The sequence below is a fragment of the Xanthomonas sp. BRIP62409 genome (genome assembly GCF_003992965.1).
Taxonomy (GTDB): Bacteria; Pseudomonadota; Gammaproteobacteria; order Xanthomonadales; family Xanthomonadaceae; genus Xanthomonas; species Xanthomonas euroxanthea.
This window is the reverse complement of the sequence record NZ_QEZJ01000012.1, coordinates 84,979-107,535: the sequence shown is the minus strand read 5'-3', so window position 1 is coordinate 107,535 and position 22,557 is coordinate 84,979. Positions and strand designations below refer to the sequence as shown.

The 22,557-nt window shown below is 63.7% G+C and carries 18 protein-coding genes and 5 tRNA genes; all 23 read right to left on the bottom strand.

Annotated features, from left to right (window positions below):
• Window positions 1-14: 14 nt before the first annotated feature.
• The 23 genes from rpsG to EO170_RS02720 all read right to left on the bottom strand — a co-directional run bounded on the left by rpsG (window position 15) and on the right by EO170_RS02720 (window position 22,531).
• A complete protein-coding gene (gene rpsG / locus EO170_RS02830; protein ID WP_005993356.1) occupies window positions 15-482 on the bottom strand; it encodes a 30S ribosomal protein S7 in 468 nt (155 codons plus the stop codon).
• Between the two features lie 12 nt (window positions 483-494).
• Window positions 495-869, bottom strand: a complete 375-nt coding sequence (rpsL, locus tag EO170_RS02825) for a 30S ribosomal protein S12 (RefSeq protein WP_002811712.1) — start codon at window positions 867-869, stop codon at window positions 495-497.
• Window positions 870-1,091: 222 nt separating this feature from the next.
• Window positions 1,092-5,306, bottom strand: a complete 4,215-nt coding sequence (gene rpoC, locus EO170_RS02820; RefSeq protein WP_104582265.1) for a DNA-directed RNA polymerase subunit beta' — start codon at window positions 5,304-5,306, stop codon at window positions 1,092-1,094.
• Between the two features lie 100 nt (window positions 5,307-5,406).
• The gene (gene rpoB, locus EO170_RS02815) at window positions 5,407-9,558 is read right to left on the bottom strand and encodes a DNA-directed RNA polymerase subunit beta (RefSeq protein ID WP_104535790.1); all 4,152 of its coding nucleotides are present in this window, start codon (window positions 9,556-9,558) and stop codon (window positions 5,407-5,409) included.
• A 294-nt stretch (window positions 9,559-9,852) separates the two neighbouring features.
• Window positions 9,853-10,218, bottom strand: a complete 366-nt coding sequence (rplL, locus tag EO170_RS02810) for a 50S ribosomal protein L7/L12 (protein WP_008574194.1) — start codon at window positions 10,216-10,218, stop codon at window positions 9,853-9,855.
• Window positions 10,219-10,272: 54 nt separating this feature from the next.
• Window positions 10,273-10,806 (bottom strand): 50S ribosomal protein L10, encoded by a 534-nt coding sequence (gene rplJ / locus EO170_RS02805; RefSeq protein ID WP_104582264.1) that lies wholly within the window; start codon window positions 10,804-10,806, stop codon window positions 10,273-10,275.
• Window positions 10,807-11,355: 549 nt separating this feature from the next.
• Entirely contained in the window at window positions 11,356-12,054 is a 699-nt protein-coding gene (gene rplA, locus EO170_RS02800) for a 50S ribosomal protein L1 (protein WP_104582263.1), read from the bottom strand.
• Window positions 12,055-12,057: 3 nt separating this feature from the next.
• On the bottom strand, window positions 12,058-12,486 hold the full coding sequence (rplK, locus tag EO170_RS02795) for a 50S ribosomal protein L11 (protein WP_016900682.1): 429 nt from the start codon (window positions 12,484-12,486) through the stop codon (window positions 12,058-12,060).
• A 199-nt stretch (window positions 12,487-12,685) separates the two neighbouring features.
• Window positions 12,686-13,243, bottom strand: a complete 558-nt coding sequence (gene nusG / locus EO170_RS02790) for a transcription termination/antitermination protein NusG (RefSeq protein WP_016900683.1) — start codon at window positions 13,241-13,243, stop codon at window positions 12,686-12,688.
• Window positions 13,244-13,256: 13 nt separating this feature from the next.
• Complete coding sequence (secE, locus tag EO170_RS02785; RefSeq protein ID WP_126942368.1) at window positions 13,257-13,667, bottom strand: preprotein translocase subunit SecE; 411 nt, start codon at window positions 13,665-13,667, stop codon at window positions 13,257-13,259.
• Window positions 13,668-13,716: 49 nt separating this feature from the next.
• Window positions 13,717-13,792: transfer RNA gene (locus EO170_RS02780), tRNA-Trp, on the bottom strand.
• Window positions 13,793-13,898: 106 nt separating this feature from the next.
• On the bottom strand, window positions 13,899-15,089 hold the full coding sequence (gene tuf, locus EO170_RS02775) for an elongation factor Tu (protein WP_104582262.1): 1,191 nt from the start codon (window positions 15,087-15,089) through the stop codon (window positions 13,899-13,901).
• Window positions 15,090-15,135: 46 nt separating this feature from the next.
• Window positions 15,136-15,211 (bottom strand) — tRNA-Thr (locus EO170_RS02770).
• 33 nt (window positions 15,212-15,244) lie between these two features.
• Window positions 15,245-15,318 (bottom strand) — tRNA-Gly (locus EO170_RS02765).
• Window positions 15,319-15,347: 29 nt separating this feature from the next.
• Window positions 15,348-15,433 (bottom strand) — tRNA-Tyr (locus tag EO170_RS02760).
• 154 nt (window positions 15,434-15,587) lie between these two features.
• Entirely contained in the window at window positions 15,588-16,679 is a 1,092-nt protein-coding gene (ychF, locus tag EO170_RS02755; protein WP_104582261.1) for a redox-regulated ATPase YchF, read from the bottom strand.
• Window positions 16,680-16,756: 77 nt separating this feature from the next.
• A complete protein-coding gene (gene pth / locus EO170_RS02750; protein ID WP_126942365.1) occupies window positions 16,757-17,335 on the bottom strand; it encodes an aminoacyl-tRNA hydrolase in 579 nt (192 codons plus the stop codon).
• A gap of 49 nt (window positions 17,336-17,384) precedes the next feature.
• Window positions 17,385-18,020 (bottom strand): 50S ribosomal protein L25/general stress protein Ctc, encoded by a 636-nt coding sequence (locus EO170_RS02745; RefSeq protein ID WP_104582259.1) that lies wholly within the window; start codon window positions 18,018-18,020, stop codon window positions 17,385-17,387.
• 110 nt (window positions 18,021-18,130) lie between these two features.
• A complete protein-coding gene (locus EO170_RS02740; protein WP_104582258.1) occupies window positions 18,131-19,090 on the bottom strand; it encodes a ribose-phosphate diphosphokinase in 960 nt (319 codons plus the stop codon).
• A 153-nt stretch (window positions 19,091-19,243) separates the two neighbouring features.
• Window positions 19,244-19,320: transfer RNA gene (locus EO170_RS02735), tRNA-Gln, on the bottom strand.
• A gap of 3 nt (window positions 19,321-19,323) precedes the next feature.
• Complete coding sequence (ispE, locus tag EO170_RS02730) at window positions 19,324-20,211, bottom strand: 4-(cytidine 5'-diphospho)-2-C-methyl-D-erythritol kinase (RefSeq protein ID WP_126942472.1); 888 nt, start codon at window positions 20,209-20,211, stop codon at window positions 19,324-19,326.
• Complete coding sequence (lolB, locus tag EO170_RS02725) at window positions 20,193-20,846, bottom strand: lipoprotein insertase outer membrane protein LolB (RefSeq protein ID WP_126942362.1); 654 nt, start codon at window positions 20,844-20,846, stop codon at window positions 20,193-20,195. Before lolB ends, ispE begins: the two co-directional genes overlap by 19 nt.
• On the bottom strand, window positions 20,843-22,531 hold the full coding sequence (locus EO170_RS02720) for a tetratricopeptide repeat protein (protein ID WP_119129696.1): 1,689 nt from the start codon (window positions 22,529-22,531) through the stop codon (window positions 20,843-20,845). Before EO170_RS02720 ends, lolB begins: the two co-directional genes overlap by 4 nt.
• Between the last annotated feature and the right edge of the window lie 26 nt (window positions 22,532-22,557).

The window sequence follows — 22,557 nt, the reverse complement described above, 5'->3', positions numbered from 1 at the left end:
CAAGGCCCACGAGGTCACCAGCGGTAATGTGCGAACGCCTTGTTCGCCTCCGCCATACGGTGCGTCTCTTCGCGCTTCTTGATCGCGCCGCCACGGCTTTCCGAGGCGTCCAACAGTTCTGCAGCCAGCTTGCGCGGCATGGTGTTCTCGCCACGCTTGCGCGCGGAATCGATCAACCAGCGCATTGCCAGCGCCATGCGACGGGAGGAGCGCACTTCGACGGGCACCTGATAGGTAGCACCACCGACGCGACGCGATTTAACTTCGACAGCCGGGGCCACGTTGTCCAGTGCTTTCTGCACCAGCTCGACGGCATTCGGATTCTTTTCGCCAATGACGTCCATCGCGCCATAGACAATTTTCTCAGCAACCGACTTCTTGCCACTTTGCATCACCATATTGATGAAGCGGGCAATGGTTTCGCTGCCATGCTTTGGATCAGGCAGGACGGTGCGCTGCGGAGTAGAACCTTTACGGGACATTGGAGTGTTTCCTTAGCTCTTCGGGCGCTTGGCGCCGTACTTGGAACGACCTTGACGGCGCTTTGCGACGCCGGCGGCGTCCAGCGAACCACGGACGGTGTGATAACGCACACCGGGAAGATCCTTGACGCGGCCACCGCGAATCAGGACCACGGAGTGCTCCTGCAGGTTGTGGCCTTCACCACCGATGTAGCTGATGACCTCTTCCTGGTTCGTCAGGCGCACCTTGGCAACCTTACGCAGGGCCGAGTTCGGCTTCTTCGGGGTAGTGGTATAGACGCGTGTGCAGACGCCACGGCGCTGCGGACACTTGTCCAGTGCCGGAGAGGCACTCTTGTAGGTGGTCGCTTGCCGAGGCTTGCGGACCAGCTGATTGATCGTCGTCATCAGTTGATTCTTCTGATTGAGAGGCCGAGACGGCCTTGCACGAAAACAAAGGCAGGCCGAAAAACGGCCCGCCGAGACAGGGAAGTATAGCTGGCAGGACGAAACTCCGTCAACTTCACGGAAATCTAACCCTGCTGGCCCATCCAAAGGCCGGAAAACGGAGGGCCTCCTGCCCTCCTTTTCGCTTGGCTTACGGCGATCTTGCGACCGCCGTCGGAGCGCTTACTCCTCGTCCGCGCCAGCGTCGGCCACGGCTGCGACCGGTTCGGCAACCGTCGGCTTGCCCGACAGCGTTTCCATTTCCGAGTCGGTCAGACCCGACGACTTGCGGCGTCCGGCGTGATACGCCAGACCGGTACCGGCCGGGATCAGACGACCCACGATCACGTTTTCCTTCAGACCGCGCAGGTTGTCGCGGGTGCCGCGCACGGCAGCCTCGGTCAACACGCGGGTGGTCTCCTGGAACGAGGCCGCCGAGATGAACGACTCGGTGGCCAACGAGGCCTTGGTGATACCCAGCAGCACCGGATCGTACTTGGCCGGCAGCTCGTTGCGCTTGACCAGGCGGGCATTTTCCTCGATGACGCGCTGGCGCTCGACCTGCTCGCCGTTGAGGAACTTGCTGGTGCCCTGGTCGGTGATCTCGACCTTGCGCAGCATCTGGCGGGTGATCACCTCGATGTGCTTGTCGTTGATCTTCACGCCCTGCAGGCGATACACGTCCTGGATTTCCTTGACCAGATACGCGGCCAGCGGCTCGACACCCAGCAGACGCAGGATGTCCTGCGGGCTCGGCTCGCCGTCCACCACGGTCTCGCCCTTGGTCACATGCTCGCCTTCGAACACGATGATCTGGCGGTACTTGGGAATCAGCTCTTCGTGTTCCGACCCATCGGTGTCCTTGATGATCAGGCGCTGCTTGCCCTTGGTGTCCTTACCGAAGCTGATGATGCCCGAGCGCTCGGCCAGGATCGCCGGATCCTTCGGCTTGCGCGCTTCGAACAGGTCGGCAACGCGCGGCAGACCACCGGTGATGTCGCGGGTCTTGGACGCTTCCTGCGGGATCTTGGCGACCACGTCGCCCACGCCGACGGCGGCGCCGTCCTGCAGGTTGACGATGGAGCGCGGCGGCAACAGGTACTGCGCCGGCAGATCCGTATTCGGGATCGTCAGGTCATTGCCCTTGCCGTCGACGATGCGCACGATCGGGCGCAGCTCCTTGGCATGTGCACCGCGACGCTTCGGGTCGGTGATTTCGCGCGAGGCCAGACCGGTCAGTTCGTCGGTCTTCTCGATGACGGTGACGCCGTCGACGAAGTCGATGAAGCGGATGAAACCGGCCACTTCCGACACGATCGGGTGATTATGCGGATCCCAGTTCGCCACGCCCTGCCCGGCCTTGACCGCATCACCATCCTTGGCGGTGATGGTGGCACCGTACGGCAGCTTGTAACGCTCGCGCTCGCGGCCATGGCCGTCGAGCACGGACAGTTCGCCCGAACGCGAGACAGCGACCAGCGCGCCGCTGGCGTGCGCCACAGACTTCAGGTTGTTGAACTTCACCGAGCCGGTGGTCTTGACGGTGATGTTGTCCACCGCCGCCGCACGCGATGCCGCACCACCGATGTGGAACGTACGCATGGTCAGCTGGGTACCCGGCTCACCGATCGACTGCGCCGCAATGACGCCGACCGCCTCACCGATGTTGACCTGGTGACCGCGGGCGAGATCGCGACCGTAGCAGCGTGCGCACACGCCGAACGAGGATTCGCAGCTGATGGTCGAACGCACCTTCACCGACTGCACGCTGGCGTCTTCCAGCTTGGCAACCCAGGCTTCGTCCAGCAGCGTGTTGCGGGTGACGATCGGCTCTTCGTCGTTGCCCGGCAGGTACACGTCCTCGGCCACCACACGGCCCAGCACGCGCTCGCGCAACGGTTCCACCACGTCGCCGCCTTCCACGATCGGGGTCATGATCAACCCTTCGGTGGTGCCGCAATCGACCTCGGTGATCACCACGTCCTGCGCCACGTCGACCAGACGACGGGTCAGATACCCCGAGTTCGCGGTCTTGAGCGCGGTATCGGCCAGACCCTTACGGGCACCGTGGGTGGAGTTGAAGTACTCCTGCACGTTCAGGCCTTCGCGGAAGTTCGCCTTGATCGGCGTCTCGATGATCGAGCCATCCGGACGCGCCATCAGGCCGCGCATGCCGGCCAGCTGACGGATCTGCGCCTGGCTACCACGCGCACCGGAGTCGGCCATGATGTACAGCGAGTTCATCGACTTCTGGTCGATGGTTTCGCCCTTGGCATTTTCGACCTTCTCGGTACCGATGGTGTCCATCATCGCCTTGGCGATGCGCTCGCTGGTGCGCGACCAGATGTCCACGACCTTGTTGTAGCGCTCGCCGGCGGTGACCAGACCGGACTGGTACTGTTCCTGGATCTCCAGCACTTCGGCTTCGGCCTCGGTGAGGATGCCCTTCTTCTCGTCCGGGATCAGCATGTCGTCGATGCCGATCGACACGCCTGCGCGGGTTGCGTAGGCATAGCCGGTGTACATCAGCTTGTCGGCGAACACGACGGTGTCCTTCAAGCCCAGCAGACGGTAGCTGGAGTTGATCAGACGCGAGATGTTCTTCTTGGTCATCTCGGTGTTGGCCAGCTGGAACGGCAGGCCTTCGGGCAGGATTTCGCTCAGCAGCGCACGACCGACCGTGGTGTCCACGATCGAGGTGCCGCTGCTGCGCTTGCCGTCGGCTTCCACGTCCACCTGGGTGATGCGGACCTTGACCTTGGCGTGCAGTTCCACCACGCGGTTGTCGTAGGCGCGCTTCACTTCGCTGGTGTTGGCGAACACCATGCCTTCGCCCTTCTTGTTCTCCAGGGCGCGGCTCATGTAGTACAGGCCCAACACCACGTCCTGCGACGGCACGATGATCGGCTCGCCGTTGGCCGGCGACAGGATGTTGTTGGTGGACATCATCAGCGCACGCGCTTCCAGCTGGGCTTCCAGCGAGAGCGGCACGTGGACGGCCATCTGGTCACCGTCGAAGTCGGCGTTGAACGCAGTACACACCAGCGGATGCAGCTGGATGGCCTTGCCTTCGATCAACACCGGCTCGAACGCCTGGATGCCCAGGCGGTGCAGGGTCGGCGCACGGTTCAGCAGCACCGGATGCTCGCGGATCACTTCTTCCAGGATGTCCCAGACTTCGGCTTCTTCGCGCTCGACCAGCTTCTTGGCGGCCTTGATGGTGGTGGCCAGGCCGCGACGCTGCAGCTTGGCGAACACGAACGGCTTGAACAGCTCCAGCGCCATCTTCTTCGGCAGGCCGCACTGGTGCAGCTTGAGGTACGGACCGACGGTGATGACCGAACGACCGGAGTAGTCCACGCGCTTGCCGAGCAGGTTCTGACGGAACCGGCCCTGCTTGCCTTTGATCATGTCGGCCAGCGACTTCAGCGGACGCTTGTTGGTGCCGGTGATGGCACGGCCGCGACGGCCGTTGTCCAGCAGCGCATCGACCGATTCCTGCAGCATGCGCTTCTCGTTGCGCACGATGATGTCCGGCGCATTGAGCTCGAGCAGACGACGCAGACGGTTGTTGCGGTTGATCACGCGGCGGTACAGATCGTTCAGATCCGAGGTCGCGAAGCGGCCGCCATCCAGCGGCACCAGCGGACGCAAGTCCGGCGGCAGCACCGGCAGCACGGTCATGACCATCCACTCCGGACGGTTGCCCGATTCCAGGAAGGCTTCGATCAGCTTGATGCGCTTGGTGAGGCGCTTGAGCTTGGTTTCCGAACCGGTGCTGGCGATTTCCTCGCGCAGGCGGGTCATTTCCGACTGCAGGTCGATCGTGCGCAGCAATTCGTACACGGCCTCGGCGCCCATGGCGGCGTCGAAGTCGTCGTTGTACTCCTGGCGTGCGGTCAGGTACTGCTCTTCGGTCAGCAGCTGGCGGCGCTCGAGCGGGGTCAGGCCCGGCTCGGTGACCACGTAGGCTTCGAAGTACAGCACGCGCTCGATGTCACGCAGGGTCATGTCCAGCATCAGGCCGATGCGCGAGGGCAGCGACTTGAGGAACCAGATGTGCGCGACCGGCGAGGCCAGGTCGATGTGACCCATGCGCTCGCGACGCACCTTGGCCAGGGTGACTTCGGTGCCGCACTTTTCGCAGACCACACCGCGGTGCTTCATGCGCTTGTACTTGCCGCACAGGCACTCGTAGTCCTTGATCGGTCCGAAGATAGCGGCGCAGAACAGGCCGTCACGCTCGGGCTTGAAGGTCCGGTAGTTGATGGTTTCGGGCTTCTTCACTTCGCCGTAGGACCACGAACGGATCAGGTCCGGCGATGCCAGCGCGATCTTGATCGCGTCGAAATCCAGCGTCTGGCGCTGTTGATTGAAGAGGTTGAGCAGGTCTTTCATTTGATATCTCCGGGTCGGAGGAATTTCGTATCTGAGATGAAACCGAGGGACTTACGTTCCAGATCCCGGCACCGCGTTGCGGCACCGGGATCCGGCGCGATCACTCTTCCAGTTCCATGTTGATCGCCAGCGAGCGGATTTCCTTCACCAACACGTTGAAGGATTCCGGCATGCCCGCGACCATCTCGTGCTCACCATCGACGATGTTCTTGTACATCTGGTTGCGGCCCTGCACGTCGTCGGACTTCACCGTCAGCATTTCCTGCAGGGTGTAGGCCGCGCCGTAGGCTTCCAGCGCCCAGACTTCCATCTCACCGAAGCGCTGACCACCGAACTGCGCCTTGCCGCCCAGCGGCTGCTGGGTGACGAGCGAGTACGGACCGGTCGAGCGCGCATGCATCTTGTCGTCGACCAGGTGGTTCAACTTCAGGTAGTGCATGTAGCCGACCGTGGTCTTGCGATCGAACGCTTCGCCGGTACGACCGTCGTACAGCTGGGTCTGACCGCTCTGCGGCAGCTCGGCCAGTTCCAGCATGCGCTTGATTTCCGCTTCGCTGGCGCCGTCGAACACCGGGGTGGCCATCGGCACGCCATCGATCAGGTTCTTGCCCAGGTTGAGCAATTCCTCATCGCTGAACTGCGACAGGTCCACGCGCTGTGCATTGATCGCGCTGTCGTGGTTGTAGATGTCGTCCAGGAACTTGCGCAGCTCGCTGACCGCCGCCTGGGCTTCCAGCATGCGCTGGATCTTGCGACCCAGGCCCTTGGCAGCCCAGCCCAGATGCACTTCCAGAATCTGGCCGATGTTCATACGCGACGGCACGCCGAGCGGATTCAGCACGATGTCGACCGGCTCGCCGGTGGCCATGTACGGCATGTCCTCGACCGGCACGACATTGGAGACCACACCCTTGTTGCCGTGGCGGCCTGCCATCTTGTCGCCCGGCTGGATGCGGCGCTTCACTGCCAGGAACACTTTGACCATCTTCAGCACGCCCGGTGCGAGGTCATCGCCCTGGGTGATCTTGCCGCGCTTGTCGGCAAAGCGTGCCTCGAATTCCTTCTCGTGCGCCTGGATCTGTTTCTGTGCGCGCTCGATGGCGTCGGCGGCGTCTTCGTCCTTCATGCGCAGCTGGAACCAATCGGACTTCTTCAGTCCGTCCAGATACGCGTCGGTGACGTTGTCGCCCTTCTTCAGGTTCGGACCGCCGTTGGCAACCTTGCCCACGATCTGCGAACGCAGACGTGCGTAGATGGCTGCTTCCAGGATGCGGAACTGGTCGTCGAAATCCTTCTTGACGCGCTTGATCTCGGACTCTTCGATCTGACGCGCACGCTTGTCCTTCTCGATGCCGTCGCGGGTGAAGACCTGCACGTCGATGACGGTGCCGTCCATGCCCGGGGGCACGCGCAGCGAGCTGTCCTTCACGTCGGACGCCTTCTCACCGAAGATCGCACGCAGCAGCTTTTCTTCCGGGGTCAGCTGGCTCTCGCCCTTCGGCGTGACCTTGCCGACCATGATGTCGCCGGCGCGCACTTCCGCACCGATGTACACCACGCCGCTCTCGTCCAGACGGTTCAGCGCCTGCTCGGACACGTTCGGGATGTCGGCGGAAATTTCCTCCGGCCCCAGCTTGGTGTCGCGTGCAACGCAGGTCAGTTCCTCGATGTGGATCGTGGTGTAACGATCCTCTTCCACCACGCGCTCGGAGAGCAGGATGGAGTCTTCGAAGTTGTAGCCGTTCCACGGCATGAACGCGATCAGCATGTTCTGGCCCAGCGCCAGTTCACCGATGTCGGTGGACGGGCCGTCGGCCAGCACGTCGCCGCGCGCGATCACGTCACCCACGTTCACCAGCGGACGCTGGTTGATGCAGGTGTTCTGGTTGGAGCGGGTGTACTTGATCAGGTTGTAGATATCCACGCCGGCATCGGTGCCGCCGCCGATTTCCGCCTCGTTGACCTTGACCACGATGCGGGCCGCGTCGATCTGCTCGATCACGCCACCACGCAAGGCATTGACGGTCACGCCCGAGTCGCGCGCAACCGCACGCTCGATGCCGGTACCAACCAGCGGCTTCTGCGAACGCAGCGTCGGCACGGCCTGGCGCTGCATGTTGGCGCCCATCAGTGCGCGGTTGGCGTCATCGTGCTCCAGGAACGGCACCAGCGCCGCGGCGACCGACACGGTCTGCATCGGCGAGACGTCCATGAAGTGCACTTCGGCCGGCGGCTTCAGCAGCGACTCGCCCTGGAACCGGCACGGCACGAACTGCTCGGTGAGCATGTTCTTGGCATCGGTCAGCGCGTTCGCCTGGGCGATCACGTACTCGTTCTCTTCGATCGCCGACAGGTATTCGACGTCGTCGGAGACCTTGCCGTCCAGCACCTTGCGGTACGGCGTCTCGAGGAAGCCGTACTGGTTGGTGCGGGCGAACACGGCCAGCGAGTTGATCAGGCCGATGTTCGGGCCTTCCGGAGTTTCGATGGTGCAGACGCGGCCGTAATGGGTCGGATGCACGTCGCGCACTTCGAAGCCGGCGCGCTCGCGGGTCAAACCGCCCGGGCCCAGTGCGGAGACGCGACGCTTGTGCGTCACTTCCGACAGCGGGTTGTTCTGGTCCATGAACTGCGACAGCTGCGAGGAGCCGAAGAACTCCTTGATCGCCGCAGCCACCGGCTTGGCGTTGATCAGTTCCTGCGGGGTCAGACCCTCGGACTCAGCCATCGACAGGCGTTCCTTGACCGCGCGCTCGACGCGGACCAGGCCCACGCGGAACACGTTCTCGGCCATTTCGCCGACCGAACGCACGCGACGGTTGCCCAGGTGATCGATGTCATCGACCACGCCGCGACCGTTACGGATCTCGGTGAGCACCTTGATCACTTCCAGGATGTCGGAGGTGTCGGTGTGCTCGGCGACCAGGCGCTTGGATTCTTCGTCGTTGCGCTCGGCAAAGTACTTCTTGTCGTACAGCACCGACTCGCCCAGCACGTCCTTGCGGCCGACGCGACGGTTGAACTTCATGCGGCCAACCGTGGACAGGTCGTAACGCTCGAAGGTGAAGAACAGGTTGTGGAACAGGTTCTGAGCGGCTTCCTTGGTCGGCGGCTCGCCCGGGCGCATCATGCGGTAGATCTCGACCAGCGCTTCGAGCTGGGTCTTGGTCGGATCGATGCGAAGGGTGTTGGACAGGTACGGACCGCGGTCCAGATCGTTCACCCACAGGGTGCCGACCGCATCGACGCCGGCCTTGCGGAAGGCCGCCAGCTGGTCTTCGGTGATCTCGTCGTTGGCATTGGCCAGCAGTTCGCCGGTCGAGCCATCGACCACGTCGTGCGACAGGATGCGGGTGAGCAGATAGTCGTCCGGCACGGCCAGCGCGGCAACGCCGGCGGCTTCGAGCTGCTTGACGTGACGGGCGGTGATGCGCTTGCCCGCTTCCACGATGACCTTGTCGCCATCGGCCAGGTCGAAGTTCAGCGTTTCACCACGCAGACGCTCCGGCACCAACTCCAGCTGCACGCCTTCGTCCGGGTTGATGTGGAAGGTGTTGATCTCGAAGAACTCGGCCAGCATCTCTTCGTTGCTGTAGCCAAGCGCACGCAGCAGGATCGACACCGGCAGCTTGCGGCGACGGTCGATACGGGTGAACAGCGCATCCTTCGGGTCGAACTCGAAGTCCAGCCAGGAACCGCGGTACGGAATGATGCGGGCGCTGTACAGCAGCTTGCCAGAGCTGTGGGTCTTGCCACGGTCGTGGTCGAAGAACACACCCGGCGAGCGGTGCAGCTGCGAGACGATGACGCGCTCGGTGCCGTTGACGATGAAGGTGCCGTTGTCGGTCATCAGCGGGATTTCGCCAAGATAGACCTCCTGCTCCTTCACGTACTTGATGGCCTTGGTCGACGACTCGCGGTCGTAGATCACCAGACGCACGGTCACGCGCAGCGGCGCGCCATAGCTCATGCCGCGCTGACGGCATTCACGCTCGTCAAACACCGGCTGACCCAACTTGTAGCCGACGTATTCCAGCGCGGCGTTGCCGCTGTAGCTGGAAATCGGGAACACCGACTTCAGTGCCGCGTGCAGACCGAGGTCCTTACGCTTGGTCGGCTCCACGTCTTCCTGCAGGAATTCGCGGTAGGAATCCACCTGGATCGCAAGCAGGAACGGCACTTCGAGAATCGAGCGCTGCTTGCCGAAGTCCTTGCGGATACGCTTTTTTTCGGTGAACGAATAAGACGTCATGAGTCTTCACCCTAGGCTGCGGGGGCCGCGTCGCGGCGGCCCTGAAATAACAAAATTGTCAGTTGGAAGTCGCTGGTATTGCCGGCACCAGCACGCCTTCTCCCGCTACTTCCAACTACCAACTCGGTGAAGCAGGGATTGGGGATGACGAGATTGGGAATACGCGAAGATTGCCTTCGAATCCCGAATGCCGACTCTCAAATCCCGGCCTTCCATCAACGGCCAAAGGCCGGGAGCTTTACGCTCCCAGCCTTCAGTGCATCACCATGAAACGCTGGCGATGCAAGGTACTGCTTACTTGATTTCGACAGTCGCGCCAGCTTCGGTCAGTTCCTTCTTGATCTTCTCGGCTTCGTCCTTCGAAGCGCCTTCCTTCAGCATGCCACCGGCTTCGGTCAGGTCCTTGGCTTCCTTCAGACCCAGGCCGGTCACGGCGCGGACGGCCTTGATGACGCCGACCTTGTTGGCGCCACAGTTGGTCAGCACCACGTTGAACTCGGTCTGCTCTTCGACCACGGCGGCCGGGCCAGCTGCAGCAGCAGCGACCGGAGCGGCGGCGGAGACGCCGAACTTCTCTTCGATGGCCTTGACCAGCTCCATCACTTCCATCAGGGACTTCTCGGCGATGGCGTCGACGATCTGTTCGTTGGTAAGGGACATTGTAATTACCTTTAAATGATTTTCTGGATTGGGGTTCTAGCGAACGCTAGGACATCAAGCTTCGGCAGTCTCGGCGACCGGCGCGGCGGCTTCGTCGCCACCACCCTGCTTGTCGCCCACGGCCTTGACGGCACGGGCAAACATGGCAGCCGGTTCGGACAGCACGCGGGCCAGCATGGCCAGGGCCTGGTCGCGGGTCGGCAGCGAAGCCAACACGTCGACGTGGCCAGCCGGGAACAGTTCCCCGCCGATGGACACGACCTTGGCCTGCAACTTGTCGTTGCCCTTGGCGAATTCCTTGATCAGGCGACCGGCAGCGCCGGGCTCCTCCATCGAAAACGCGTACAGCAAAGGACCGACCAGCTTGTCAGCGACGACAGCGAACTCGGTACCTTCAACGGCGCGCGCAGCCAGAGTGTTCTTGACAACTTTCAAGAACACACCGGTTTCGCGGGCCTGCTTGCGCATCGCGGTCATCTGGGAGACCGTGATGCCAGCGTATTCGGCGGCGATCAAGGAGTGAGCCTTGGCGGCGATGTCTGCCAGCTCGGCGACTACTTCTTGCTTCTGAGACAGATTGAGAGCCATTGCACTCCTCCGTTAAAGCCGGGATGGGTGATTGGTGCTTGGTGATTCGTCGAAAGCCATGAAGCCGCTCCTGCAAATCCCCAATGCCGAATCCCTAATCCCCGCTTCAAACTACTCCGCTCGCGGCTCCTGCCGGTTGCGGTCCAGGGCAGCCTCCTTCCTGGAAGCCGGGAACATCGACCGATGTTCCTTTGGTGGCCGTTCTAGACCTGGAGTGGGCTCGATCCGGGATGTCCCAGACGCGCGTAAACCAGAAAGCTCCAGAAGGGCGACACCATCTACGCCGGCCGGCTCTTGCGAACCTGATTAAGCGATCCCGCTGCATCGACGGCGACTCCTTGCCAGTGCGAGCATCCGTGCCCGTCGTCGATCTGCGCTGACCGCGCCTGCGGTCTTTGACGGCTACCGCCGGACAAGCCGGCGATCGCCTTCAAAATGTCCGTTACCCCAAAGGAGGGAACGGACTCCCAGCACACGGTGACCCGGGCCGGAAAAACAATGCTGTACTCCATCGACGGGTCAGGCCCATGACAGGCCCGACCCCTCAACTCACTTCAGTGCAAGGCTCGACTGGTCGACCGTCACGCCAGGACCCATCGTCGAGCTGACCGACACCTTCTGCAGGTAGGTACCCTTGGAGGTGGCCGGCTTGGCCTTGATCAGATCGACCAGCAGTGCCTGCAGGTTCGACTTCAGCGCTTCGTCATCGAAGCTGGCCTTGCCGATGGTGCAGTGGATGATGCCGGCCTTGTCGGTGCGGTAACGCACCTGACCCGACTTGGCATTCTTGACCGCTTCGCCCGGGTTGGCCGACACGGTGCCGACCTTCGGGTTCGGCATCAGGCCACGCGGGCCCAGCAGGGTGCCGAGCTTACCGACGACGCGCATCGCGTCCGGGGTCGCGATGACCACGTCGTAGCTCAGGTCGCCGGCCTGCATCTTCTCGGCCAGGTCGTCCATGCCCACCGCCTCGGCACCAGCGGCCAGGGCTTCGTCAGCCTTGGCGCCGGCCGGTGCGAACACCGCAACGCGCACGCTCTTGCCGGTACCGGCCGGCAGCACGGTCGAACCGCGCACCTGCTGGTCGGACTTCTTGGCGTCCACGCCCAGGCGCACGGCAACGTCGATCGACTCGACGAACTTGGCCTTGGCAACGGTCTTCAGGATCTTGATTGCGTCTTCGAAGGCATAGGTCTTGCCCGGAACGACAGCGGCCGCAATGGCCTTAACGCGCTTGCTCTGTGCCATGTCTTAGCCCTCCACCGTCAAACCCATGCTGCGGGCAGAACCCGCAATCGTGCGCACTGCCGCTTCCAGCTCGGCCGCCGTCAAATCGGCTTCCTTGACCTTGGCGATCTCTTCCAGCTGCTTGCGCGTCACCTTGCCCACCTTGTCGGTGTTGGGGCGCTTGGAACCGGAGGTCACGCCTGCGGCCTTCTTGAGCAGCACGCTGGCCGGGGTGCTCTTGGTGATGAAGGTGAAGGTACGGTCGGAATACGCGGTGATCACCACCGGCGTCGGCAGACCCGGCTCCAGCTTGGAGGTCGCTGCATTGAACGCCTTGCAGAACTCCATGATGTTCAGACCGCGCTGACCCAGTGCAGGGCCGACCGGCGGCGCAGGATTGGCCTGACCGGCCTTGACCTGCAACTTGATGTAAGCAGTTATCTTCTTTGCCATTTCGATACTCTCCGGGTGCTAGCGCCTTGACTGCAGGCTCCCCATCGGACCGGGAAATCACGTGTCCCGGCTTCACGTTTCTGACCACACGCAGATGGCTGCCATGCGGCAGCCATTGATTCCCGGCGGTTCGCCAGGTGAGCGAGCCGCGCACTATAGCAGCATTCGAGGCGGGCGCCTAGACAGCGCCCAACCGGCCTCAGCCCTTCTCGACCTGACCGAACTCGAGCTCGACCGGCGTGGAGCGACCGAAGATGAGCACGGCAACCCGCAACCGGCTCTTCTCGTAATTGACTTCTTCCACGACGCCGTTGAAGTCGTTGAACGGACCGTCGGTGACGCGCACCATCTGACCCGGCTCGAACAGCACCTTCGGACGCGGCTTCTCGACGCCATCCTGCACACGCTGCAGGATCGCATCCGCCTCTTCGTCGCGGATCGGCAACGGACGGTCGGCGGTGCCGCCGATGAAGCCCATCACCTTGGAAGTTTCCTTCACCAGGTGCCAGCTTTCATTGTCGATGCGCGGAATACCGGCTTCTTCGTGGGTCTCGATCTGCACCAGCACGTAGCCGGGGAAGAACTTGCGCTCGGACCGGCGCTTCTGGCCGGCGCGCATTTCGATGACTTCTTCGGTCGGCACCAGGACGTCGCCGAAGCGATCTTCCATTTCGGTGCGCGCGATACGGTCGCGCAATGCCTGCGCAACGGATTTTTCGAAGCCTGAATAGGCGTGAACGACATACCAACGCTTCACTGCTTGATTCTCCTCAACGAGCCAGGAACCACTGCGTGAGCTTCTGGATGACGAAGTCGAAGCCGCCCAACAGCAAACTCAGAATGATCACAACAACAATCACGACCCAGGTCGTGCGGATGGCTTCCTGGCGCGTCGGCCAGACCACCTTGCGCAACTCGAACCTGGATTCGGACATGAATTCACGGGCTTCCCGGCCTTTGCCGGTCCCCAGAAACACAAACGCACCGGCCACCAACCCCACGATCACAGCCAGCGCACGCAACTGCGGCGTCCAGGCTCCAAACTGCGTGGCACGCTCAGGTGCAGAAAACCAGAACCACACAAACAACCCCGCGACCACCAGGAGCGCGGAGATGACGTATTTCACGATATCGGCGCTGGCAGCAGACGCGCTTTTGGAAGGCTCGATTTTGCTATTCATCCGGCTCTAGTTACCGATCTGACCCGAATCGCTGGGCCGGAAAGAGGAGTGGCACGCCAGGAGGGACTCGAACCCCCAACCTGCGGTTTTGGAGACCGCTGCTCTGCCAATTGAGCTACTGGCGTATGTACTCGTTTACCGCAAACCCTAAGACAACGAAGGCGGACCGCGGTTTAGCCGGCCCGCCATTCGTTTGAATCCAGCCGCCGCAAGGCGACTGGACGCAGGCACTTACTTGACGATCTTGGCAACCACGCCGGCGCCGACGGTACGACCGCCTTCACGGATGGCGAAGCGCAGACCTTCGTCCATCGCGACCGGATTGATCAGGGTCACGACCATCTTCACGTTGTCGCCCGGCATCACCATCTCCACGCCTTCCGGCAGCTGGCAGGCGCCAGTGATGTCGGTGGTGCGGAAGTAGAACTGCGGACGGTAACCCTTGAAGAACGGGGTATGACGGCCACCCTCGTCCTTCGACAGCACGTAGACTTCGGCTTCGAACTCGGTATGCGGCTTGATCGAACCCGGCTTGCACAGCACCTGGCCACGCTCGACGTCGTCACGCTTGGTGCCGCGCAGCAGCAGACCGGCGTTGTCGCCCGCCTGACCCTGGTCCAGCAGCTTGCGGAACATTTCCACGCCGGTGACGGTGGTCTTCTGGGTGTCACGGATACCGACGATTTCGATTTCGTCGCCAACCTTGATGATGCCGCGTTCGATACGACCGGTCACCACGGTGCCGCGGCCGGAGATCGAGAACACGTCTTCGACCGGCATCAGGAACGGACGGTCGACGTCGCGGGTCGGCTCCGGAATGAACGAATCCAGCGCCTCGACCAGCTTCAGGATCGCCGGCACACCGATGTCGCTCTGGTCGCCGTCCAGCGCCAGACGCGCCGAACCGTGGATGATCGGCGTGTCATCGCCCGGGAAGTCATACTTGCTGAGCAGCTCGCGCACTTCCATCTCGACCAGCTCGAGCAGCTCGGCGTCGTCGACCATGTCAGCCTTGTTCAGGAACACGACGATGTGCGGCACACCGACCTGACGCGAGAGCAGGATGTGCTCGCGGGTCTGCGGCATCGGGCCGTCGGCGGCCGAACACACCAGGATCGCGCCATCCATCTGCGCCGCACCGGTGATCATGTTCTTGACGTAGTCGGCGTGGCCGGGGCAATCGACGTGCGCGTAGTGACGGGTCGGGGATTCGTATTCGACGTGTGCGGTCGAAATCGTGATGCCGCGCGCCTTCTCTTCCGGCGCCGCGTCGATCGCGTCGTACGCCTTGAACTCGCCACCGAAACGCTCAGCACCGATCTTGGTCAGCGCGGCTGTCAACGTGGTCTTGCCATGGTCGACGTGACCGATGGTGCCGACGTTCACGTGCGGCTTGGTGCGCTCAAATTTAGCTTTTGCCATGGGTGCGTGTCTCGGTAATCGTTTGGAGTTGAAGACGATTGAGTAATGGTGCTCACGAAAGGAATCGAACCTTCGACCTCCTCCTTACCAAGGAGGTGCTCTACCGACTGAGCTACGTGAGCGAGTTTTGCATTATGCCATGCATTTGCGTTCAATGGAGCGGGAGACGGGAATCGAACCCGCACCATCAGCTTGGAAGGCTGAGGTTCTACCGTTGAACTACTCCCGCGCCGGGAACTGCATGCCACAACGTGAAACTGGTGGAGGGAGGTGGATTCGAACCACCGAAGGCGTAAGCCAGCAGATTTACAGTCTGCCCCCGTTGGCCGCTTGGGTATCCCTCCAGCTTTTACTACCGGACCGGTGCGCGATGAAGCGAATTCGGTTCGGGGTGAAGCAGCCCGTTATTTTGTTGTGGGACGCACCCGGTGTCAACAAAAATTTTGAACTCTTCGCCACTCCCGAAAGCGCGCGACGACCAGCGCCGCGCGCACGGGATCAGACGTTGAAACGGAAGTGCAATACGTCGCCTTCCTGCACGCGATATTCCTTGCCTTCCAGGCGCAGACGCCCGGCATCGCGCGCACCGGCTTCGCCGCGGTGCTTGATGAAGTCGTCAAAGCCGATCGTCTCGGCGCGGATGAAGCCCTTCTCGAAATCGGTATGGATCACCGCCGCGGCCTGCGGCGCGGTCGAGCCAGCCTTGACCGTCCACGCGCGCACTTCCTTGACGCCGGCAGTGAAGTAGGTCTGCAGGCCGAGCAGCTTGTAGGCGGCGCGGATGACGCGATTCAGGCCCGGCTCGTCCAACCCCAGGTCGGCCAGGAAGGTGTCGCGGTCCTCGTCGTCGAGCTGCGACAGCTCTTCTTCGATCGCTGCCGAGACCGGCACCACTTCCGCACCCTCGGTCAACGCATGCTTGCGCACTGCCTCCAGGTGCGGATTGTTCTCGAAGCCGTCCTCAAGCACGTTGGCGATGTACATCACCGGCTTGAGCGTCAGCAGGAACAGGTCGCGCACCAGCGCCTTTTCATCCTCGTCCAGACCGGCTGCACGCCCGGCCTTGCCGTCGGCCAGCGCGGCCTGCAACTTGGCCAGCACCGGCTTGCGCGCCGCTGCGTCCTTGTCGCCGCCCTTGGCGCTGCGCTCGGCACGGTTCAGTGCCTTTTCCACGCTGTCCAGGTCGGCCAGCGCCAGCTCGGTATCGATGGTTTCGATATCGGCGATCGGGTCGACCTTGTTGTTGACGTGGATGACGTCGTCGTTTTCGAAGCACCGCACCACGTGGGTGATCGCATCGACCTCGCGGATGTGCGCGAGGAACTTGTTGCCCAGCCCCTCGCCGCTTGCAGCGCCCGCCACCAGGCCAGCGATGTCGACGAACTCGACCGCGGTCGGAATCAACTTCTGCGGCTTGACGATCTCAGCCAGCTGATTGAGGCGCGGGTCCGGCACCGGCACGATGCCGACATTCGGCTCGATGGTGCAGAACGGGAAATTGGCCGCAGCGATGCCCGCCTTGGTCAGCGCATTGAACAGGGTCGACTTGCCGACGTTGGGCAGGCCGACGATGCCGCATTTGATACCCATGGGTTTTCCAGTGAATGGAGAATCGGGAATCGAGAATGGCAAGAGCAGCGCTCCTCCCATTCCCGATTCCCCATTCTCTATTTTTCCGTATGCAGGCGCTTCATCGCCTCGTTGAAATTACCTTGCATTGCCAGCGGCAGCACGTCGATGGCGGCGTCCACTGCAGTCCCGATTGCCGCGTCGTCGTCGCGCCCTGCCCGTCCCAGCACCCAGGGCACCACGCGGTCCTTGTGGCCGGGATGGCCGATACCGACCCGCAGGCGGTGGAATTTGCCGTGCCCCAGCAGGCGGATGGTATCGCGCAGGCCGTTCTGGCCACCGTGGCCGCCATCGAACTTGAGCCGTGCGATGCCCGGCGCAAGATCCAGTTCGTCGTGTGCAACGAGCAACTGCTCCGGCTCGATCTTCCAGAACCGCAACGCGGCGGTGATCGATTTGCCGCTGAGATTCATGAAGGTGGCCGGCTTGAGCAGCCAGACCGGCTGGCCGGCGATCTCGACCTTGGCGGTCTCGCCGAACAACTTGGCATCCAGCCCCCAACGCGCGCCATGGCGCTGGACAAGGGCATCGACGAAACGAAACCCGGCGTTGTGCCGGGTTTGCGCGTGTTCCGGACCGGGATTTCCGAGTCCGACAATCAGGCGGAGTGCAGACATGCCAGCGACCGCGGCCGATCCTACGCAGTGCGAAGGATCGGCCAACGGCTTACTTGGTCTCGGCGCCGTCGCTGCCTTCTTCACCGGCAGCGTCTTCTTCCTCGACCCGCACGTGCTTGGCAGCAACCACTGCCACGTCGTGCTCCTTGCCCAGCTTCAGCTCCGGAATTTCCACGCCGGCCGGCAGCTTGATCTCGGACAAGTGGATCACGTTGCCCACTTCCAGGGCACCGAGGTCGACCTCGATGAACTCCGGCAGGTCCTTCGGCAGGCAGACCACCTGGACTTCGTTGAGCTCGTGGGTGACGACCACTTCGCTGGACTTGCCGGCCGGCGAGGTTGCCTCGTTGACGAAGTGCAGCGGCACAGCGGCACTGAGCTTCTCGTTGGCGCTGACGCGCTGGAAGTCGATGTGCATGATCAGCTGCTTGAACGGATGGCGCTGCATGTCACGCAGCAGCACCTGCTGCACGTCGCCATTGAGGTTCAGGTCCAGGATCGACGAGTAGAACCACTCGTTCTGCTGGGCAAGCCAGATCTGCTCGTGGTTGAGCTGGATGCTGACCGGCTCGAGTTCGCCACCGTAGACGATGGCCGGAATGACGCCAGCGTGACGCAGGCGGCGGCTCGCACCCTTCCCCTCGTCTGCGCGGCGCTCGACCTTGATTTCGTGAGTCTTTGCCATGTTGTTTCACTACCTAGATTGGAATACCGCCTCGCGGCGATGAAGCGTCTCACCCGCGACCAGGAGAGACGTGGTACCGGCACCCGCACACTGCGGGCACCGAATGGGGTTCAGTCGACGTAGAGCGAACTCACCGATTCGCCGAAGGCGATGCGGCGAATGGTCTCGGCCAGCAGTTCGGCCACGCTCAGCTGACGAATCTTGGCGCAGGTGCGCGCAGCTTCGGTCAGCGGAATCGTGTCGGTGACCACCAGCTCGTCGAGCTGCGAATTGTTGATGTTGTCCACCGCCGGGCCGGACAGCACCGGGTGGGTGATGTAGGCCACGACCTTGAGCGCGCCGCGCTGCTTCAGCGCTGCGGCGGCTGCGCACAGGGTACCGGCGGTATCGACCAGGTCGTCGACCAGCACGCAGGTCTTGCCCTGCACGTCGCCGATGATGTTCATCACCGTGGCCACATTGGCGCGCGGACGACGCTTGTCGATGATGGCCAGATCCGCATCGTCCAGGCGCTTGGCGACGGCGCGCGCACGCACCACGCCACCCACGTCCGGCGACACCACGATCAGGTTGTCGGTGCCGTAGGCGCGCCAGATGTCGGCCAGCAGCAGCGGCGAGGCGTAGACGTTGTCCACCGGCACGTCGAAGAAGCCCTGGATCTGGTCGGCGTGCAGATCGACCGTCAGCACGCGGTCGGCCTCCATCGCGCAGATCATCTTGGCGGCAACCTTGGCGGTGATCGGCACGCGCGAGGAACGCATGCGGCGGTCCTGACGCGAGTAGCCGAAGTACGGGATGACCGCAGTCACCGATGCGGCGCTGGCGCGCTTGAGCGCGTCGATCAGCACCAGCAGCTCCATCAGGTTTTCCGCACTTGGCGCGCAGGTCGGCTGGATCACGAACACTTCCTGCCGGCGCACGCTTTCCTCGATTTCGACCTGCACCTCGCCATCGGAAAAGCGCGTGACCAGCGCCTTGCCCATGCGAACACCGAGCTCCTTGCAGATGCTCAGGGCAAGCGGCTTGTTGGCATTGCCGGAGAACACCAGCAGATTACGTTGGTCTTGCATGAGGTCTCTCGGGCGGCGGCGAAGAGCGTGCGGGCGATGGTTGAGCTGGACAAACCGACCAAATGCCGGGCTTTCCTTGAATCCCCGCACATGGAGGTGCGGGCTGTTGCAGAAGGATCTGCATATACGACTGTTGCAGAGGGATCTGCATATTGGCAGGGGCGGTAGGATTCGAACCTACGAATGCCAGGATCAAAACCTGGTGCCTTGGGCCTCTTGGCGACGCCCCTGCATCAAACTTGTCTCGCGTCCAGTGCGTCGAGCAGTGGCGAGTGCGCTGCACCTTCCACGACCCACGCCCTCAGGCTGCCCGGCAACTGCGCCATGGCCTGCTCTGCAGCAGCGCGCGTGGCGAATTCGACGAAACACCCGCTCCCTGACCCGGTCAAACGCGGCGTCCCGATCCTGGACAGCGCCTGGAACACTGCCTCGATGGCGGGTTCACGGCGCCGCAGGACCGGCTCGAACGCATTGCCGAGCAGAGAACCCGAAGCGAAGTCCGCTATTTTCACGGGCGCAGCATCCCGCGTCAATTCCCGTGACTGAAATAAGGCCGGGGTGGGCACGTGGATTCCCGGATCGACCAGCACATAGGACGCTGCCGGGAGGCTGATCGGCGTCAGTTGCTCACCGACGCCCTCGGCCCAGGCATTGTGCCCGCGCACGAACACCGGCACGTCGGCGCCCAGCCGCAATCCCAGCCCGGCCAGCGTATCGACCGGCAAACCCAGGCCCCACAAGGCGTTCAGCGCGACCAGTACGGTGGCGGCATCCGACGAGCCACCCCCGAAACCGCCGCCGGCGGGGATGCGCTTGTCGACCCGGATGTCGGCACCGGCCTGCGTGCCCGCGCTGGACTGCAGCAGGCGCGCGGCACGGATCACCAGGTCATCGTCTTCCGCCACGCCGGGCAGGCTGTCGCCGAGACGCCGGATCAGCCCGTCATCGCGCAGGCGAAGATGAATGGTGTCCCCCCAGCCCAGCAGCCGGAACACGGTCTGCAGCAGGTGGTAACCATCGGCGCGGCGCCCGACGATCCGCAGGAACAGGTTGAGCTTGGCCGGCGCAGGCCACGCCGACCAGCCCGCTTGCGCCGCAGGCATCAAGGAGACACCGCCCAGTGGTCGACCAGCAGGCGCACCTTGGCCTCGCCGTTGCGGGCTTCGATGCGCTGCGGCAGCTCGGGCTGGCCTTCGCCGGCCGGCGCCCAGGCGAGGAAATCGATCGTCCAGCCATCCTGCTGTACGGTCCGCGGCCGACCGGCTGCATCCAGGTCCACGCGTTCGGCGCCCGCGTCGGCGATGCGCAGCGCACGGACCCAGTCCGGCATCTGGTTGACCGGGATGGTCCAGCCGGTCGCTTTCAGCAGTACCTGCTCGGCATCGGGGCCGCTGCGCGGGCCACCCTCCAGTCCTTCCAGGCGTCCGGCACCAGTGGTGGTGTCGCCGGTGAGCACCCAGCTCTGCCTGGTCACCGGCGCGCTGAGCTGCACGCGGTATTGCGCACCGTCCTGCTGCCAGTCGATGCGGCCGCTCCCGCCCTGACTGCCCTTGCTGATCGCCACCCGGCCCTGGAACGACCAATTTGGATGCGCCTGCAGCCAGGCCTGGCGCGCAGCTTCGGCCTGGCGCTCGCGCTCGGACACCTGCTCCACCACGGCCGCGCCACTGCCCTGCCCGCGCGGCACGCTGACGCAGGCCGACAGCCCGACCAGCACCAGCCCGCTCAGGGCCAGTGTTCGGATCGCCTTGCTCATAGGCCGAATTTTTCCACGGCGCGTTGCAGCGCGCGGTTGTCCGGGTCCAGACGCCGCGCTTCATCGAAGTAGCGCCGCGCTTCGTCCTGCTTGCCGCTGACCCACAGCACCTCGCCCACATGCGCGGCGATTTCCGGGTCCTTGACCAGGGCCCAGGCACGGCGCAGCTGCACCAGGGCCTCCTTGGCGCGGCCCATGCGGTACAGCACCCAGCCGTAGCTGTCGACGATGGCCGGGTTGTCCGGGTCGGCGGTGCGGGCGCGGTCGATCAACGCCAGCGCTTCCTTGTAGCGGGTGGTGCGGTCGGCCAGGGTGTAGCCCAACGCATTCAGCGCCGCCACGTTTTCCGGCTCGGCGACCAGGATCTTGCGCAGGTCCGCCTCGGCACGTGCGACATCGTCGCGGCGCTCCCAGGCCAGGCCGCGGGCGTACAGCAAGGCTCCGTCGTCCGGATAGGCGGCTAGGCCGCGCTCGAAGGCATCCAGTTCGCCCGGTGCGTCGCCGGCGCGCTGGTGCAGCTCGGCCTCGAGCACATAGGCGTCGCGACGTGCGTCGTCGTCGGCAGTGGCATCGCTCTGCAAGGCGCGGACCTCGGCCAGCGCCTCGGGCTTGCGGCCCAACTCGTACAGCGCACTGGCGGCGCGCAGACGCGCTTCGCTCAGCTGCGGGCCGCCGGGTACGCCGCGATACCACTCCACCGCCTCGTCGTAGCGCTTGAGGAATTCGGCGATCTTGCCGAGCAGCAGGCGGCGGTCCGGGTCTGGCTTGGCGGCATTGCTCTTGAGCTCGCCGTACAGCGCCTCCAGCGCAGTGCGATCCTTTTCCTTGGCCAGCATGGAGGCGCGCAGCCCGTAGGTCTGGGTGTCCTGCGGCCCGGTCGACAGCACCCGCGCGGCGGCTTCGGTCTGCCCCATGGCATCGTAGGCAAAGGCCAGCGCGCCACGCAGCTCGGAATCCTTGACCGCCTGCGGCTCGACAGTCTTCAGCAGCGCCAGCGCCTCCTCGTTCTTGCCTTCCTGCTGCAGCTGGGTGGCGTGCAACAAGGCCACGCGCGGCTCCTCGGGGAAACGGCGCACCACTTCGTCGACGATGCGCTTGGCCAGCGCCGGGCGCTCCATGCGCAGGGCGAGCCGGCCGAACTCCTGCCAGGCTTCGATCTGGTTGGGAATGGCGCCGGCCTTGACCAGGTCCTCGAGCACGTCGGCCGAGGCTTCCGGCTCGCGTCCGCCATTGGCCAGGGCGATCAGGGCGAAGCGCCAGCCGCGCGGGTCGGATTCCTTGAGCAGGCCGAGCAGATCGCGGCGGGCGGTCCGCAAGTCGTTGCGGCGCAAGGCCAGCGAGGCTTCGGTACTGCGCATGGACATCGACGAGGGTGCGCGGGCACGCCACAACGCCAGGGCCTCGATCGCACGCGGGTCGTCGTTGGCCAGCATGGCGATGCGGGCAGCGCGCTCGGCCAGCCCGGCGTCGCCGGCCTCGGCCTTGGCAGCGTCCAGATAGGCGCGGGCGGCCTCGTCCAGCTGCCCGGCCTGCAAGGCGAATTCGCCGGCGAGCACCGGCTCCAGCGAGGTGGTGCCGACGCCCTTGGGCGGCGGCGCGGGCGGTGCTTTCTTGGGTACTGCGGTGGCACTGGTGGAGACTGCGACCAGCAGAAGAACACACAGGATGCGAATCGGTACAGGCATCGGGGGCAACCGGGCCGTAAAATGGG

What these genes read in the sequence shown, in the direction of transcription:
- rplA (WP_104582263.1), bottom strand. Translation starts at nt 12,054, where the DNA reads ATGGCACAGAGCAAGCGCGTTAAGGCCATTGCGGCCGCTGTCGTTCCG.
- rplJ (WP_104582264.1), bottom strand. Translation starts at nt 10,806, where the DNA reads ATGGCTCTCAATCTGTCTCAGAAGCAAGAAGTAGTCGCCGAGCTGGCA.
- rplL (WP_008574194.1), bottom strand. Translation starts at nt 10,218, where the DNA reads ATGTCCCTTACCAACGAACAGATCGTCGACGCCATCGCCGAGAAGTCC.
- rplK (WP_016900682.1), bottom strand. Translation starts at nt 12,486, where the DNA reads ATGGCAAAGAAGATAACTGCTTACATCAAGTTGCAGGTCAAGGCCGGT.
- tuf (WP_104582262.1), bottom strand. Translation starts at nt 15,089, where the DNA reads ATGGCAAAAGCTAAATTTGAGCGCACCAAGCCGCACGTGAACGTCGGC.
- EO170_RS02720 (WP_119129696.1), bottom strand. Translation starts at nt 22,531, where the DNA reads ATGCCTGTACCGATTCGCATCCTGTGTGTTCTTCTGCTGGTCGCAGTC.
- lolB (WP_126942362.1), bottom strand. Translation starts at nt 20,846, where the DNA reads ATGAGCAAGGCGATCCGAACACTGGCCCTGAGCGGGCTGGTGCTGGTC.
- EO170_RS02740 (WP_104582258.1), bottom strand. Translation starts at nt 19,090, where the DNA reads ATGCAAGACCAACGTAATCTGCTGGTGTTCTCCGGCAATGCCAACAAG.
- ychF (WP_104582261.1), bottom strand. Translation starts at nt 16,679, where the DNA reads ATGGGTATCAAATGCGGCATCGTCGGCCTGCCCAACGTCGGCAAGTCG.
- rpsL (WP_002811712.1), bottom strand. Translation starts at nt 869, where the DNA reads ATGACGACGATCAATCAGCTGGTCCGCAAGCCTCGGCAAGCGACCACC.
- rpsG (WP_005993356.1), bottom strand. Translation starts at nt 482, where the DNA reads ATGTCCCGTAAAGGTTCTACTCCGCAGCGCACCGTCCTGCCTGATCCA.
- rpoB (WP_104535790.1), bottom strand. Translation starts at nt 9,558, where the DNA reads ATGACGTCTTATTCGTTCACCGAAAAAAAGCGTATCCGCAAGGACTTC.
- secE (WP_126942368.1), bottom strand. Translation starts at nt 13,667, where the DNA reads ATGAATAGCAAAATCGAGCCTTCCAAAAGCGCGTCTGCTGCCAGCGCC.
- pth (WP_126942365.1), bottom strand. Translation starts at nt 17,335, where the DNA reads ATGTCTGCACTCCGCCTGATTGTCGGACTCGGAAATCCCGGTCCGGAA.
- rpoC (WP_104582265.1), bottom strand. Translation starts at nt 5,306, where the DNA reads ATGAAAGACCTGCTCAACCTCTTCAATCAACAGCGCCAGACGCTGGAT.
- EO170_RS02745 (WP_104582259.1), bottom strand. Translation starts at nt 18,020, where the DNA reads ATGGCAAAGACTCACGAAATCAAGGTCGAGCGCCGCGCAGACGAGGGG.